The following is a 14,127-nucleotide window of genomic DNA, read 5'->3' as shown; positions in this document are numbered from 1 at the left end:
CCATCAGGCTCTCCGAACGGCGGCCTGCTCGGCATCATCGCCTGCTACCCGCTCGGCTTTGCTCCCCAGGGCCAAGCCCTGGCTATCAAACAGATGCACACAAGCCGGCTCAGTGGTTAATGTTACACGCTGACCTGGCTTAACTTCGCAGGGAACCGGCTGGCGCACAACCATCAGTTCATCCATGCCGGGCAGTGCTGCATAAACATAAGCCTCATTTCCCAGGTATTCCACATTGACCACCTCAAGGCCGGTGTCCTGTCCGCCCAGGCTGAGCTGAAAATGTTCAGGCCTGATACCCACGGTCACGTCGTCGCCAGTCTCCAGCGCAGAGGTATCCCGGTCGGCTGTCACCTGGCCCAGGCCATCAATGGCCACTCTGGTGGTGGCACCACCGGTGGAACCGATGACTTTACCGGGCATCAGGTTCATCTTAGGCGAACCGATAAAACCGGCTACAAACAGGCTGGCCGGAGTTTCGTAGAGCTCATAGGGGGTGCCCACCTGCTCGACGTTGCCGCGATTCAGCACCACGATCTTGTCCGCCAGGGTCATAGCTTCAACCTGGTCGTGAGTGACGTAAATCATGGTTGATTGCAGGCGATCATGAAGCTTGGCGATCTCCGTACGCATCTGAACCCGCAGGCTGGCATCCAGGTTCGAAAGCGGCTCGTCGAAGAGCATGATCTTCGGCTCTCGGGCCATGGCACGGCCAATCGCCACCCGCTGGCGCTGACCACCGGACAGTTCCCGGGGCTTGCGGTCCATCAGCTTATCCAGCTGCAGCACTTCCGCTGTTTTTTCCACCCACTCCCGAATCTTTTCCTTTTTAGCCTTGCCCAGCTTCAAGCCGAAAGCGATGTTCTCATACACCGACATGTGCGGATAAAGCGCATAGGACTGGAAAACCATGCCCACGCCCCGCTCTTTCGGCGAGAGGTCTGTTACCACCTCGCCATCGATATCAATGTCACCGGCGGTGGGGTCTTCCAGGCCGGCAATCAGGCGCAACAGGGTGGACTTACCGCAGCCCGACGGACCGACAAACACTACGAATTCACCATCTTCAATTCGCAGGTCTACGCCCGGCAGAACTTCTACTCCACCAAAGGTTTTGTTGATTTTTTTCAGTTCCACACACGCCATGGTGGGGACTCCTCTGTTGGGCGCCCGGCCAACCCGGGCGCTCGAAGGATTTACAGTTCCGCGAACAACGCCTGATACGGCGGTAATACCAGTTCGCCCTCGTCAATACGGCCGGCGAAACCCGGTTCGGAGAACACTCGCTTTACGTCACAGGGTGCGGGCAGCCGCAGCGGTTTTCCGGTCAGGTTCAGCGCCACCAGAATGGCCTGATCGCCACTGCGGCGAACCCAGCACAGAGCTTCACCCGTGTCCTCAATCAGGCTCAGATCACCCCGGATCAGTGCTGGCTGCTGCTGACGCCAACGAATCAAACGGCGAACCTGATTCAGGGTAGATTCGGAATCGTCTTCCTGGATCTGTACCGACATTTCCAGATGTCGACGATCCAACGGCAACCAGGGGCTGTTGCCGGCGGTAAATCCGCCATGTTCATCGGCGGTCCAGGGCATGGGCGTGCGACAACCGTCCCGGCCCTTGAACTCTGGCCAGAACTCGATGCCGTATGGGTCCTGCAGGGCCTCAAACGGCACTTCGGCCTCAGGCAGCCCCAGCTCCTCGCCCTGATACAGCGAGACACTGCCGCGCAGGCTCAGCAGCAAGGCCATGAGCACCCGGGCATGAGCTTGAGGGTCATCCACGCCTTCACCCCATCGTGATACCACCCGCACTACATCGTGGTTACTCAAAGCCCAGCAGGGCCAGCCATCACCAAGGCCATCCTGGAACCGGCGGACCACATCCCGGACCCAGTCCGGCCCCTGCCGGTCCGACAGCAGGTCGAACGAATAGGCCATGTGCAATCGCTGATCGCCATGGGTGTACTCGGCCATTCGCTCAAGCGGTTTGTCGTCACCGATTTCACCGACCAGGGTGGAATCCGGAAACTCATCCATCAGGGCCCGCAGGTCCTCCAGGAAGGCCAGGTTTTCCGGCTGGCTAAGATCGTACACGTGGCGCTGGTAGGTGTAAGGATTCACACCATTGGCCACGAAAGTCTTGTTCTCCCCTACCGGAACGGGCGGATTATCCTCGAGCCCCTGGCTGTGGTAGTAGAAATTCACGGTGTCCAGACGGAAGCCATCGGCGCCCAGCTCCAGCCAGAAGCGCATGTTGTCCAACTGCGCCTGGCGCACTTCCGGATTATGGAAATTCAGATCAGGCTGACTGGTCAGGAAGTTGTGCAGGTAATACTGCCCCCGACGGCTGTCCCAAGCCCAGGCGCTGCCACCGAAAATCGAAAGCCAGTTGTTCGGTGGAGTGCCATCCGGTTTCGGATCGGCCCAGACAAACCAATCGGCTTTTGGGTTGTCACGACTGGCGCGGCTTTCCTCGAACCAAGGATGGCTTTCCGCGGTGTGGCTGAGAACCTGATCAATGATCACCTTCAGCCCCAGACGATGCGCTTCCGCTACCAGTGCACGATAGTCATCCATGGTTCCGAACGTCGGATCCACGCCCCGGTAATCGGAAACGTCGTACCCGAAGTCTTTCATCGGTGAAGTGAAAAATGGCGATAGCCAGATCGCGTCCACCCCAAGCGAGGCGACATAGGACAACTTCTGGGTAACGCCTCTCAGGTCACCGATGCCATCCCCAGTACTGTCGAGAAAGCTGCGGGGATAGATCTGGTAGATAATGCCACCTTTCCACCAGGGCAGAGAATGGGTCATACAGTAACTCCTTAATTAACCTTTCACCGCACCCGCCGTAAGGCCGGATACGATACGACGTTGGAAGATCAACACCAGTACCACCAGTGGCACCGTCACAATCACGGAGGCAGCCATCAGGTTGCCCCAGGGCAATTCGTGCTGGGAGCCGCCAGTAATCAGGGCAATGGCTACGGGCACCGTGCGCTCGCTGTTGGTAAGGGTGAAGGTGAGTGCAAACAGAAACTCGTTCCAGGCGGCAATGAAAGCCAGCAACCCGGTGGTTGCCATGGCCGGCCACATTAACGGGATGAACACCCGGAACAAGGTGGTCAGTGGTGAGGCACCGTCTACAATGGCGGCTTCCTCCAGCTCCTTGGGCAGTTGCCTCATGAAGGTGGTCAGGATCCAGACCGTGAACGGCAGCGTAAAAATGGTGTAGGAGAAGATCAGGGCCAGCGGATCGTTGTACAGGTTCATGGCGCGAATCACCTCGAACAGGCCCGAAAGCACCGCCACCTGAGGGAACATGGAAACGCTCAAAACAATCATCAGCACGGCGCCGCGCCCGCGGAACTTCACCCGGCCAAGGGCGTAGGCCGCGGTCAGGCCGAACGCCATGGCAATGACCACCGTGGAGGACGCCACCAGAATGGAGTTCCAGATGCTCGTGACAAACGAAGCTTCGCCCAAAACTGACTTGTAGTTGGCCAGATCAAACGAACTGAACCAGTACTCCACCGTGAACAGGTCCGAACCGCTCTCGAACGAGGTCAGAATCGCGTAGTAGAACGGGAACACCGTGAAGATCAGGATCGCCGCCAGCAGAATCAGGAAAGCGACCTTGGCGAGCAGCTTTTTAGCCAGTTTGAGGTTCATGATTCGCCTCCGATTTTCTTACGGCCAAGGTACAGGTAACTGATAGTTAGCAGCGCGATAATCAGGAACAACACAGTGGACGCCGCCGAGCCATACCCCACATCCTGGAACTGCACCAATTGCTGCCGGGCGTAAACCGACATCGACATGGTGTCCTCACTGTTGGACGTGAGCACATAGATCACATCAAAGACTCGCAAGGCATCCAGAACCCGGAAGATAATGGCCACCATCAGGGCCGGCATGATCAACGGCAAGGTCACCTTGAAGAACACGCTCACCGGATGGATTCCGTCCACTTTTGCCGCCTCGTAACAGTCCGAAGGCAACATTTGCAGGGCTGCCAATGTCAGCAGGGCCATGAAGGGTGTTGTTTTCCAGACATCCACCATGATCACTGCCCACATCGACAGGTCAGCATTGGCGGTCCAGTTCAGGGGCTCGGCAATGATGCCCAGGGTCATCAGCATGTCGTTGATGATTCCGAACTGGTCATGCAGCATCCAGCCCCACATCTTGGCCGAAACAATGGTGGGCACAGCCCAGGGAATAAGCGTGGCAGCCCGGATCAGCCCCCGGCCTCGGAACTGGGCATTCAGGGTCAGGGCGATGATCAGCCCGAGGACGGTTTCCGCACCCACGGAAACCACCGTGAAGAACAACGTGTTCCATACCGATTGCCACCAGGCGGGGTCGGCAAGCACACCGAACCACAGGCCGTCCTCATAGACCAGATAGTTCTCCAACCCCACCCAGCTGTATTCGCTGATGTTTGAGAAACTGGCGTCGGTGAAACTGAACCAGATGGTGCGCAGCAGAGGCCAGCCAGCCACCGCAGCCAGCACAAGCAGCATGGGAATCAGGAACATCCACGCTGCGAACAGGCGCTGCCGGTGAATTCTGCTGGGCCGCCGGTGAGCGGTGGACGAAGCGACCGGCGATGTGCCGAGCGCTTCAGTTTCTGCAGGTGCCGAAGTTGAATGTGCCATGATGACTTACCAGCCCCGACGGCTCAGACGACGAAGATCGCGTTCCAGGCCACTCAGCGCCTGTTCCGGGTTCGCATCGCCCGACAACACATCGTGCACACTGTTGAAGAAAGCATTGGATACCCGCCCGTATTTCTCACCGGTCACGGAGGAAGGACGGGGAACCCCATTCTTGAAGGTTTCGAACAATTCGCCAAAGAACGGAACCGCCGCCAAAACCTCGTCATCTTTGTACAACGCGGGAATGGTTGGGTTGTAACTGCCCTGTATTGCCCGACGCTTCTGCTCCTCATAGCTGGTCAGGTAACGCACCAGATCGGCCGCCAGCGGGGCGTCGTCAGAGTACTTTGACACCGCCAGCTGCCAGCCACCCAGAGTACCCGCATGCCGGCCATTCTCGCCGCCGCGGGGCAAGGCGACCACACCAACCTTTCCCTTCACCGGGCTGTCATCGCTCTGGGCCAGGCTCCAGGCATAAGGCCAGTTGCGCATGAACAGGGCGTTGCCGGACTGGAATACCCCGCGGGCTTCCTCTTCGGTGTAATTGAGCACACTCTGGGGAGAAATGGTGCCAATCCATTCACTCGCCAACGCCAGGGCTTTCCGGGCCTGAGGGTTGTTGATAGTCACATCACCTTCGGCATTCACAATGGTACCGCCGTTGTAACTGGCCACCCATTCCAGGGCATCACAGGTCAAACCTTCATAAGCCCTGCCCTGCCACACAAAGCCCCAGAACTTGTCCTGACCGGCTTCACGCTCTGCGGCCATCACTGTCTCAGCCGTGGTGGTCAGTTGCTCCCAGGTCTCCGGCACTGACTGGCCGTACTTTTCGAGCAGATCCTTGCGGTAATAGAGAACGCCGGCATCGGTAAACCAGGGCATGGCCACCAGCTTGCCATCCACAGTGTTGTTACGGATCAAGGGCTGGAAATGGTCGCTCTCAGTTCCCTCGGTGTACTCGGACAGATCAATCATGTGATTGGCCAGCATGCCCGGCCAAACCACATCAATCTGGAAAACGTCGACATCACCGGACTGGGCAGCGAGCAACTGCTGATAAAGTGACAGGCGCTCAGTGGCCGAGTTTGGCGTAGACACCACCTGCACATCATGACCGGTTTTTTCCGACCACAAACGAGTGCCTTCTTCACAGAGTTGGCGCTCGGCACCCACTGCACCACACGAAATGGTGACGGTTTTGGCGTGCAAGCCACCGGCGAGAAGGCAGACAGCCGCACCGCCGAACATCAAGTGTTTGATCGTAAAACGAGACATAACAGTTACCTCATTTTGTTGTTGTTTGTCTTAAAACCAAATTTCCATCTGGGTGCCAAAGGTCCACTGACTGCTGGCAAAATCGCTATCTTCGCCCAGCGCATCGCCGCCGGCGTAGTTATCCAACTCATCGTCCCAGGTAGAATAGCTAGCGAACACGCGAATTTCCGGACGATTCCAGAAACCGCCAACCTGGGGCTTGAACGTTGGGGCTACAGTCAACCGTGTGTAATCACCATCAACGGCGGAACGTCCCTCGTACCCGAGAGGCTCAATGTCCATGGTCTGCCAGGAGCCCTCGTACTGCATCTCAAAGTTGGTTCCAATTTCATGTGCCAACCGGGCGTTCAGAGTCAGCCACTTATAGTCATCTCCCTTGATATAGCGGTCTTCACTGGTTTCAGCCAAGATCGCTGGTGCAAAGCGCCAATTGTCGCTGAGGTAGGTGGTGCCATAAGCGCCAATCCGCGTGCTCACGGCATCATCGTGCAGATTGCCGTCGGCACCGAGATTCTTCGCTTCTGCACCGAGCCCCACACCGTGCATCGCTGCCACCTTGAAGTTACCTCCGGATACCCCGAAGAAACTGTCCCCATGGTAGGCAAGCATTGTATGGATGCCGGTCTCTGCCGCTTCGATATTTCCTGCTACAACGCGCTGGTCGTTATCCTCGGCGGTCATGCCGTTGATCATCCACTGCACGTTGCCGAAATAGTTATTCGCCGTGAGGATAATGTTGTCGGTTTTGGACGTGCCATCCGAGCTGTCCGGATCCGACGGAAAATCAATGAAGCTGCGGCCGTAGATCGAGAAATTGGAGCTTATCGAGTCGCTGAACTTCACGTCGTAAATACCGGCGCCGGTACCTGCCAGGAACACGAAATCACTGTCGAGCCAGTGAATATCGAAATTATCCCGATCAAAACGCTTGCCAGCCCAAATTGCCGAGTCCCGGAAGATACCGTCAAAACCGGCTACATTACTGAACTCAACGTACGCCTGACGTACGTTTACGGCACCGTCGTTCGCGGTCCAGTCGTTACTGGAGGTGGTTGAGTCAGCGATCATCAGACGGTAATGAGATTTGGTACCGTTTTCAGCTTCCTGCTTGTAATTCAGGATGGCTTCCAGGTAGGTGTCTGGCTCGTTACCGAGCCGGCCAACGGCGCCACCAACCGAACCGGCTGGAGTAAGGTAGGGGCCACCTGGCGCACTTTTCAGATCATCGTTGAGCAGCAACCCAGAACGGGCATAGGTGTTGAAGGAAAAGCCCTCTTCGCCGGTAGCCTGTGGCTTCACATCAGCAAACTGGGCTTCCAGAGCTGAGAGTCGTTCTTCGACACTGTCTTGCGCCTGAGCGGCCAATGGCAAAACGCTGGTCAGTGCTACGGCCGCAGCCAGAGGGGTACGGCGCAATGCTTTTGCGAATATCATTTGTCGGAACCTCATTTTGTTTTTGTAAGGTTTTTGATGGATCTAATCGTTGACTTAATGCATTAAGTTTTAAAGGCTAAAAAAAATCGTTGCCCTCACCGATGGAACTAATCCTGACACTCGGTTCAAGCTCGACGCTGTGTATCCTGGACATTCAGCTATCGAAAATTGGATCAATGAAATCACTACTTAATTGATTAAGTCGTGACCAACTTTAGAAGCAATGGATAGTATCTGCAACCTTTCAAGAAGCTTAAATTTAACTTAAATTTTTAATAAGATTATTAGACTCGCAACCTCGGGCGCAAAGCCGATTTCAAAGGCTCATAGTGGCCACCTGAGGCGAAAACCGACGGTCCCAGGTCCGCTCCAGTGCCTCGAACAAACTATCGGTGGTGAGGGCCAGCAGCCCAATCAGAATGGCCCCCTGCAACACGTAGGCTGTGTTGCCATTCACCAGCCCGGCAATGACCGGATCTCCCAGAGTACGCGCGCCTATGGTTGAGCCAATGGCTGCAGTGGCGATGTTGATGGTGACTGAAGTCCGGATGCCAGCCAGGATCACCCTCCCTGCCAACGGTAACTCTGCCCGAAACAATACCTGCCCCGATGACATGCCCATGCCTCGTGCAGCCTCGCGCACGGTGGGATCAATGCCTTCCAGGCCCGCCAGGGTGTTGCGCAGAATGGGCAGTAAGCCGTACAGGATCAAGGCGACGAGGATTGGCGCCTCACCAAAGCCGAGCACCGGCACCGCCAGCGCCAGGACCGCCACCGGAGGGAAAGTCTGGCCAATGGAAGCCACCTGACTAACCAGGGGCAGGAAATCACGGCCCGAGGGACGGGTAGCGAAGATTCCACCGGCCACCGCCACGAATGTGCCAACAGCGGCAGACACAGCTACCAGCAGCAGGTGATTTTGCAGCAGGAACAGAAAGCTCTCCCGCTCATAGACCACTCGCTGCTTGTCGGGCTGAAGCCACTGAAACAACGGCTCCAATACCGGCATCCCGACGCTCAATCCGAACAGCAGAGCGGCAAATAACGCAGGAGGCAGCCAGATTCGCATCAGACGCCTTCCTGAATGATGCTTGCGCGGGTAATGACACCGGTTTCCAGACCACGTGCGTTGAACACCACCACTTCAGGCAAGTCCTTCCAGAGCATAACGGACAACGCCTGGCGCAGGCTGTCCTCCTCGTTGACCCCACCCTCCCCGGCTTCCGAATGCTTTGGCTCGGCGTGGGGCTGCATCAGGTCACGCACTGGCCGCAGGCTCATCAGCTTCAGGCCACGATCTTGCTTGCCCACGAGGTTCTCAACAAAGTCCGAGGCGGGATGCCGGAGAATATTCTCTGGCGTGTCGTGCTGGATGATGCGGCCCTGGTCCATCACGGCAATACGGGTGGCCAGCTTCAGGGCTTCATCGATATCGTGAGTCACGAACACCGTGGTTTTACGAACCTGCTTCTGAATCCGCAGCATCTCCATCTGCAGGTTATCCCGGGTGATAGCATCCAGCGCGCCAAAGGGTTCATCCATCAACAGTATGTTGGGGTCTGCCGCCAGTGCCCTGGCCACACCTACCCGTTGGGCCTGACCACCAGAGAGTTGCTGGGGATATTTGCTGGCGTGAGAAGCTGGATCAAGATCCAGCAAGGTCATGAGCTCCTCCACGCGCGCATCAATCCGCTCCTTTGGCCACTTCAACAAGTGAGGGACCATGGCGATGTTGCGTGCCACCGTCCAGTGGGGAAACAGTCCTGTCCCCTGAATCACGTAACCCATATTCAGGCGCAGTTGCTCCGGATTCATGGCGGTTACGTCCTCACCATCCACCAGAATCTCGCCGGCACTATGAGGCAACAGGCGATTGATCATCCGCAGCGTGGTGGACTTGCCACAGCCGGAGCTGCCTACCAGCACGCAGACCTCGCCGGTCTCAATGGTCAGGTTGATGTTGTCCACGGCGACGGTATTGCCGAAGCGCCGGGTGACATGTTTCAGTTCAATCATCCAGGCAAGTCCTTTCCAATATCAGGTTGCCGCCGGCGTCGGCTTGAGACTGTCAGCAAGCATCGTAAATAAGGCATCCGCCAGCAGCGCAAGCGCGATGGTGGGCAAGGCGCCCAACAAAACCAGATCCATTGCCGCCTGCCCCAGCCCCTGAAAGATAAACCCTCCAAAACCGCCTGCACCGATCAAGGCAGCGACCGCCGTCAGGCCAATGGCCTGAATGGTAGTAATGCGCACACCCTCGATGATCACCGGCAGCGCCAAGGGTAATTTCAGTTGGAAGAACAACTGCCGCTCGGTCATGCCCATGCCCCGGCCAGCATCGGCCAGGTTTTCCGGAACTTCGGTGATCGCAACGAAGGTATTTCGCACCATCGGCAGCAGGCTGTAGGCGATCAGTGCCAGCAGTGCCGGCGCCCAGCCAATGCCCCGAATACCCAGCGACTGCAGCAACGGGAACGCCGACGACAGCGCCCCCAGAGGCGCAATCAAAAGGCCAAACACCGCCAGGCTGGGGATGGTTTGCAGAAAACTGACGGCGCCAAGAAGAGGCCTCTGCCAGGCAGGACTGCGGATCATTTTCAGCGCCAGAACAAACGCCAGGCAGGCACTGACTGCCACAGCACCGAAGGCCAGCGCCAGATGCGTCCACAGCGCCTGCTCAAACTTATCCGGCCGGGCATTGAATTCCCGCACCAGTGAAAGGCTCGCCAGGCCATCACCACGCAACAGCACCAGCCAGCTTCCAACAATCAGCACCAACAGCATGAGCTGCAGCGCACGTCCGGCCCGGAGCCGACTAAGGATCTCAATCAGCATCAGTGACAACAGAAACAGCAAGCACCAGAAACCCGAAGCAATGGTCGAGCGCGCATAGGGCGATGCCTCTGGCAGATGGCGGCCGGCAAACATGTCGAGCAGCAAAGGCAAGGCTGCCAGCGAAAGGCCCACGACACCAAGAAGAAGTGAATATCGCCGCCGCAACGGCAAGACGGAAATCAGGATGGACGCAGCCAGTGTCAGGGTGACCAGCCCTGCCCCCAGCCATCCAACAGCTGACAGCAGGCCATGGCCGGTACCGGGAACAATGCGGTTAGGTTGTATGGAGCCAACATCGAGTAGCCAGACCAGCGCGAGGGCAAGCACACCCAAGGCTGGAACGACCCGATTCGGCACCATTAGGTTGAAAGCGGGTTTGGTAACGGGCAAACCTCAGTCCTGGCCCAGGGATTCCAGATAGTCCCGGGCCACTTGCTCGGCCAGCACACCGTTTACCGCGACCTGCCCATTCAGGCGTTGAAGGGTTTCCAGGTCCAGGGATTCGAAGATGGGTTCGAGAACCTCACGAATCTTCGGATAGGCTTCCAAAACCTCGGCGCGCACGATGGGCGCAGGCTGGTAAACCGGCTGAACGCCGAGAGTGTCATCCATCACCTTCAGGTCAAGCGCGTTGAGGCCGCCATCGGTGCCGTAGGTCATGGCACCATTTACGTCGTTGTTGTTCAGGGCTGCGGCCCGAATTGTCGCGGCGGTGTTGCCGCCGGAGAGAACCAGTAACTGGTCAGAATTCAGCGTGAAGCCGTAGGCCTTCTGGAACGCCGGCAACGCACTTGCGGATTCGACAAACTCGGCGCTGGCCGCAAACTTGAAGGCGCCACCGTTGTTAACGTAATTCGCAAGATCCTCAAGCGTCTCCAGATTGTTCTCCCGCGCCAGATCCCCGCGCACACTCATGGCCCAGGTGTTGTTGGCCTTGGCTGGCGTCAGCCAGACGATGTTGTGTGCTTCTTTATCCAAGCTTGCCGCCTGCTCGTACGCCTTATCGGCATCCTTCCAGATATCCCTGTCCGCCTGATCATGAAAGAAAGCCGCGTTGCCGGTGTACTCCGGGTAAAGGTCTATTTCACCCGCCTTGATGGCATTACGAACAATGTTAGTTGCCCCCAGCTGGATTCGGTTCTCAACCGGAATACCGGCCTTTTCCAGGGATTGCAGTACCATCTGGCCCAGCACGGCGCCCTCGGTATCGATCTTGGACGATACCACTACCGGGTCCGCAGCCATTGTCGGCCCGGCGAGTGCCAGAAGGGTCAAAGCCGCGGCGCGGCGAAAGCGGGAAATTGGAAACACGGCCATTCCTCTTGGTCGTTGGTTCATTCTTGAGGCTTTCACGCTGCGGCCTGGGCCGAAGAAACCTGGCCGACAGCTGTTATTAGTCTATTGGACGTACACACGAAGGCAAGGGCAAATGGTTTTAACCAAGATGCTGCGCTGCGCTTACCTTATACAGAACGTGCTCCCTTAGCGGGCTGGACACATCCAGATCCGGGTGCATGAAATGCCTGTCAAAGGTCATGCCAATCTTTTTCATAACCGCCTGGGAGCGAAGGTTTCGGATAGTGGTAAAAGACACCACCTCTTTCAAATCGAGATGGGCAAAAGCATAGTCCAGCGACGCTCTCGCAGCCTCTGTGGCATAGCCCCGGCCCCAATATTCTTTGGCCAATCGCCAGCCCACCTCAACACACGGATGAAACGGCATCGATGCCCGGGGAATGTGCAAGCCAACATAACCTATGAACCTGGCTTGACCTGGAACCTCGAGTGCCCAGAACCCCCAGCCACGATCGGCAATGAGAGATCGCATCCTGTTAGCCAGCCTGTAGCTTTCCACCTCAGTTAACAGCTGCGGGAAGAACTCCATTACCTCGCTATCTCTACACATCTCTGCAAATGGCTGGAGATCGGCATCATCCCATTGGCGCAGTAGCAGCCGTTCTGTCGTAATCATGGGTCAATTGATATCTTCGGGCAGTTAAGGGTTAACGGTACACGTCGAGAAACAACGCCTGCTGAAAGCCGTTAGTCAGGCTCCAGAATTCTTCTGTTTCCCTTTGCGCATTAACCAATTTATCGCCAACAACACGGCGACAAACAAAGTAAATGCAGCAATAACGAAAAGCTGAAAAAAGAAGGCCGCGATACCGCCCTGATCGCCCGTGTAGGCCGCAAAATAATAGGATGTTGCGCTGCCACAAAATACGATGATCGCACCGACTATTCGATACAGCCAACGCAACAAGGGCTCAAACTTCCCAGAGAACGACAGTGAAGCCAAATAGACCACAGGCGGCAGAAGTAGCAATAACAAACCAATCATCATTCATCGGCCTTCAAATTGCTCTAAAATATCTAGTGCTCTGCAGCTTTTTTCAGTGCATTGAGCAACGCCATATAGATTGGATCGCAAAATTCCGAGACCTCATTATCGTTCTCCGATTCAAATGTCGATGACCACTCCACCAGGCAACCGTTGTCAGATTCAGTCACCTTGACGACACCTTTGTAATTGCTCACCGCATCTTTCGATACCGGTCCGGGGCCATCATCAATGCTGTATGAAAAGGTTCTTCGCTGCGGATCGATTTCGATCAAAGTTTCATGAATGGCTTCATTAAGAACTCTCTTTGCACCTACTTCATGGCCACCTTTTTCTCCCACCTTTGACAGCGAGGCAATAACATCCGGTGCCCAGGACATATCGTGAAAGTTAGAAACCGTATTCCAGACCTTATCAGCCGACGAATTTATTTCGATTTTGTTGTAGCAAGTGCCCATCTCTCTCCCTCCCTAAAGGTTCCATACGATTATAGTTGTATGTGGGCGAGACGAAGGCTTGACTGAAATCCATCCGCATTACATAGATTGATTCCGCCAGCTCAGTCGTACTCCGCATGCTGCGGGAGCACATCGGTGAGGGCACCGTGTATTTCAAACTGAACGCCACCGCAAAGACAACTTCCTGAATGCTTCATAGTCTACTTCCCTGTTTGAAAACCTCAGCCATCAGACACCCCATGAAGAACATTTGATGCCCATTAGCCAAATCACGGTATGGATAATTAAACCTTGCTAGGCGAGGCATCAGCCTCACGCTGGTCGCCACGCAGCACCAGATATAGCAGCGGCCCTGCAGACACGAAGATTGCTGTCACTATGAAAAACGGAAGGAGGTAGCCCCATCCTTTGCCACGGCTTTTTCCATCCTGGTACATCCAGACACAAGCCAATGCAGCGAGTATGTAGAGATCGATAACAACCTGGGCTGTATCTGGACTCGACATGAGCTGGGCACCAAAGGCCAGAAGCGACTGCTCTGCACCGGCCATAACCCAAAAGGTGAAACCCATGAACAGGCAAAGAATAATTAGGGGAAACGTAGATACTCTCATGATCTTCCTTGATTGACGTCTTAGAAAAGTAACATCCAATATTGCAGCACCCGAGCTCAGACTTTAAGTGCACCACACTCATTCCAGAGTAATTGTGCACTCGCAGACTGAAAACACGGAACAACCTGACGACTTAATTGCAGGACTTCTAATTCGGCTTCCTTGCCCTCAACGCTGCGCCATATGCTTGAGCAGCCCATTCCCGCGCTTGTTCCAGATCATCAAAAATCTCCTCCGGCGCGGCGTAGTAAGACATCCGCATAAGCTTACCGTTTTTCTCATACTCGAACTGCTGAAGCCCGAGTTCGACAAATGCACCGGACGTACTGTCGTCCGCTTTCAAATAAAGAACATCATCGGCGACAAGCGCAAACATCAGGCCGTCGTGATAGATGCCATACCCGCCGAACATACGTTTGGCTTCGATAGCACCGAACAGTGTAAAAACATCGTTGAGGTTCTTAACAAATTCGCTTGTCGCCTTCATGTACTCAGCACCAGTAG

15 protein-coding genes are annotated in these 14,127 nt (G+C 55.9%); all 15 read right to left on the bottom strand.

Features of this window, described 5'->3' with window-relative positions; all coding sequences use genetic code 11:
* Nucleotides 1-3 precede the first annotated feature (3 nt).
* Complete coding sequence (locus FCS96_RS14120; RefSeq protein ID WP_138441034.1) at nucleotides 4-1,146, bottom strand: ABC transporter ATP-binding protein; 1,143 nt, start codon at nucleotides 1,144-1,146, stop codon at nucleotides 4-6.
* Nucleotides 1,147-1,196: 50 nt separating this feature from the next.
* Nucleotides 1,197-2,816, bottom strand: coding sequence for an alpha-amylase family glycosyl hydrolase (locus FCS96_RS14115; protein WP_138441033.1), 1,620 nt, complete (start codon nucleotides 2,814-2,816; stop codon nucleotides 1,197-1,199).
* A 15-nt stretch (nucleotides 2,817-2,831) separates the two neighbouring features.
* Nucleotides 2,832-3,674 carry a carbohydrate ABC transporter permease gene (locus FCS96_RS14110; RefSeq protein WP_138441032.1) on the bottom strand — a complete coding sequence of 281 codons (843 nt, stop codon included), beginning with the start codon at nucleotides 3,672-3,674 and terminating at the stop codon, nucleotides 2,832-2,834.
* Nucleotides 3,671-4,663, bottom strand: a complete 993-nt coding sequence (locus FCS96_RS14105; protein WP_138441031.1) for a carbohydrate ABC transporter permease — start codon at nucleotides 4,661-4,663, stop codon at nucleotides 3,671-3,673. Before FCS96_RS14105 ends, FCS96_RS14110 begins: the two co-directional genes overlap by 4 nt.
* 6 nt (nucleotides 4,664-4,669) lie before the next feature.
* The gene (locus FCS96_RS14100) at nucleotides 4,670-5,941 is read right to left on the bottom strand and encodes an ABC transporter substrate-binding protein (RefSeq protein WP_212747091.1); all 1,272 of its coding nucleotides are present in this window, start codon (nucleotides 5,939-5,941) and stop codon (nucleotides 4,670-4,672) included.
* A 30-nt stretch (nucleotides 5,942-5,971) separates the two neighbouring features.
* On the bottom strand, nucleotides 5,972-7,375 hold the full coding sequence (locus tag FCS96_RS14095) for a carbohydrate porin (RefSeq protein ID WP_138441030.1): 1,404 nt from the start codon (nucleotides 7,373-7,375) through the stop codon (nucleotides 5,972-5,974).
* 316 nt (nucleotides 7,376-7,691) lie between these two features.
* Nucleotides 7,692-8,444, bottom strand: a complete 753-nt coding sequence (locus FCS96_RS14090; RefSeq protein ID WP_138441029.1) for an ABC transporter permease — start codon at nucleotides 8,442-8,444, stop codon at nucleotides 7,692-7,694.
* The gene (locus FCS96_RS14085; RefSeq protein ID WP_138441028.1) at nucleotides 8,444-9,391 is read right to left on the bottom strand and encodes an ABC transporter ATP-binding protein; all 948 of its coding nucleotides are present in this window, start codon (nucleotides 9,389-9,391) and stop codon (nucleotides 8,444-8,446) included. Before FCS96_RS14085 ends, FCS96_RS14090 begins: the two co-directional genes overlap by 1 nt.
* Before the next feature lie 21 nt (nucleotides 9,392-9,412).
* Nucleotides 9,413-10,570, bottom strand: coding sequence for an ABC transporter permease (locus FCS96_RS14080; RefSeq protein ID WP_138441419.1), 1,158 nt, complete (start codon nucleotides 10,568-10,570; stop codon nucleotides 9,413-9,415).
* Between the two features lie 33 nt (nucleotides 10,571-10,603).
* Complete coding sequence (gene osmF / locus FCS96_RS14075; protein WP_138441027.1) at nucleotides 10,604-11,527, bottom strand: glycine betaine ABC transporter substrate-binding protein OsmF; 924 nt, start codon at nucleotides 11,525-11,527, stop codon at nucleotides 10,604-10,606.
* Between the two features lie 118 nt (nucleotides 11,528-11,645).
* On the bottom strand, nucleotides 11,646-12,182 hold the full coding sequence (locus FCS96_RS14070) for a GNAT family N-acetyltransferase (protein WP_138441026.1): 537 nt from the start codon (nucleotides 12,180-12,182) through the stop codon (nucleotides 11,646-11,648).
* A gap of 75 nt (nucleotides 12,183-12,257) precedes the next feature.
* Nucleotides 12,258-12,554 (bottom strand): hypothetical protein, encoded by a 297-nt coding sequence (locus tag FCS96_RS14065; RefSeq protein WP_138441025.1) that lies wholly within the window; start codon nucleotides 12,552-12,554, stop codon nucleotides 12,258-12,260.
* 29 nt (nucleotides 12,555-12,583) lie between these two features.
* Entirely contained in the window at nucleotides 12,584-13,009 is a 426-nt protein-coding gene (locus tag FCS96_RS14060; protein ID WP_138441024.1) for an SRPBCC family protein, read from the bottom strand.
* A gap of 284 nt (nucleotides 13,010-13,293) precedes the next feature.
* A complete protein-coding gene (locus FCS96_RS14055; RefSeq protein ID WP_171040795.1) occupies nucleotides 13,294-13,623 on the bottom strand; it encodes a DUF2834 domain-containing protein in 330 nt (109 codons plus the stop codon).
* A 148-nt stretch (nucleotides 13,624-13,771) separates the two neighbouring features.
* A complete protein-coding gene (locus FCS96_RS14050; RefSeq protein WP_138441023.1) occupies nucleotides 13,772-14,110 on the bottom strand; it encodes a TfoX/Sxy family protein in 339 nt (112 codons plus the stop codon).
* Between the last annotated feature and the right edge of the window lie 17 nt (nucleotides 14,111-14,127).

The sequence above is a fragment of the Marinobacter alexandrii genome (assembly GCF_005871205.1).
Classification (GTDB): Bacteria; Pseudomonadota; Gammaproteobacteria; order Pseudomonadales; family Oleiphilaceae; genus Marinobacter; species Marinobacter alexandrii.
The sequence above is the reverse complement of the archived record's forward strand: the minus strand, read 5'-3'. Positions and strand labels throughout refer to the sequence as shown.

Coding starts and splice junctions, on each gene's coding strand:
- osmF (WP_138441027.1), bottom strand. CDS start 11,527: ATGGCCGTGTTTCCAATTTCCCGCTTTCGCCGCGCCGCGGCTTTGACC.
- FCS96_RS14115 (WP_138441033.1), bottom strand. CDS start 2,816: ATGACCCATTCTCTGCCCTGGTGGAAAGGTGGCATTATCTACCAGATC.
- FCS96_RS14100 (WP_212747091.1), bottom strand. CDS start 5,941: ATGTCTCGTTTTACGATCAAACACTTGATGTTCGGCGGTGCGGCTGTC.
- FCS96_RS14055 (WP_171040795.1), bottom strand. CDS start 13,623: ATGAGAGTATCTACGTTTCCCCTAATTATTCTTTGCCTGTTCATGGGT.
- FCS96_RS14090 (WP_138441029.1), bottom strand. CDS start 8,444: ATGCGAATCTGGCTGCCTCCTGCGTTATTTGCCGCTCTGCTGTTCGGA.
- FCS96_RS14050 (WP_138441023.1), bottom strand. CDS start 14,110: ATGAAGGCGACAAGCGAATTTGTTAAGAACCTCAACGATGTTTTTACA.
- FCS96_RS14085 (WP_138441028.1), bottom strand. CDS start 9,391: ATGATTGAACTGAAACATGTCACCCGGCGCTTCGGCAATACCGTCGCC.
- FCS96_RS14105 (WP_138441031.1), bottom strand. CDS start 4,663: ATGGCACATTCAACTTCGGCACCTGCAGAAACTGAAGCGCTCGGCACA.
- FCS96_RS14070 (WP_138441026.1), bottom strand. CDS start 12,182: ATGATTACGACAGAACGGCTGCTACTGCGCCAATGGGATGATGCCGAT.
- FCS96_RS14060 (WP_138441024.1), bottom strand. CDS start 13,009: ATGGGCACTTGCTACAACAAAATCGAAATAAATTCGTCGGCTGATAAG.
- FCS96_RS14095 (WP_138441030.1), bottom strand. CDS start 7,375: ATGATATTCGCAAAAGCATTGCGCCGTACCCCTCTGGCTGCGGCCGTA.
- FCS96_RS14065 (WP_138441025.1), bottom strand. CDS start 12,554: ATGATGATTGGTTTGTTATTGCTACTTCTGCCGCCTGTGGTCTATTTG.
- FCS96_RS14110 (WP_138441032.1), bottom strand. CDS start 3,674: ATGAACCTCAAACTGGCTAAAAAGCTGCTCGCCAAGGTCGCTTTCCTG.
- FCS96_RS14080 (WP_138441419.1), bottom strand. CDS start 10,570: ATGGTGCCGAATCGGGTCGTTCCAGCCTTGGGTGTGCTTGCCCTCGCG.
- FCS96_RS14120 (WP_138441034.1), bottom strand. CDS start 1,146: ATGGCGTGTGTGGAACTGAAAAAAATCAACAAAACCTTTGGTGGAGTA.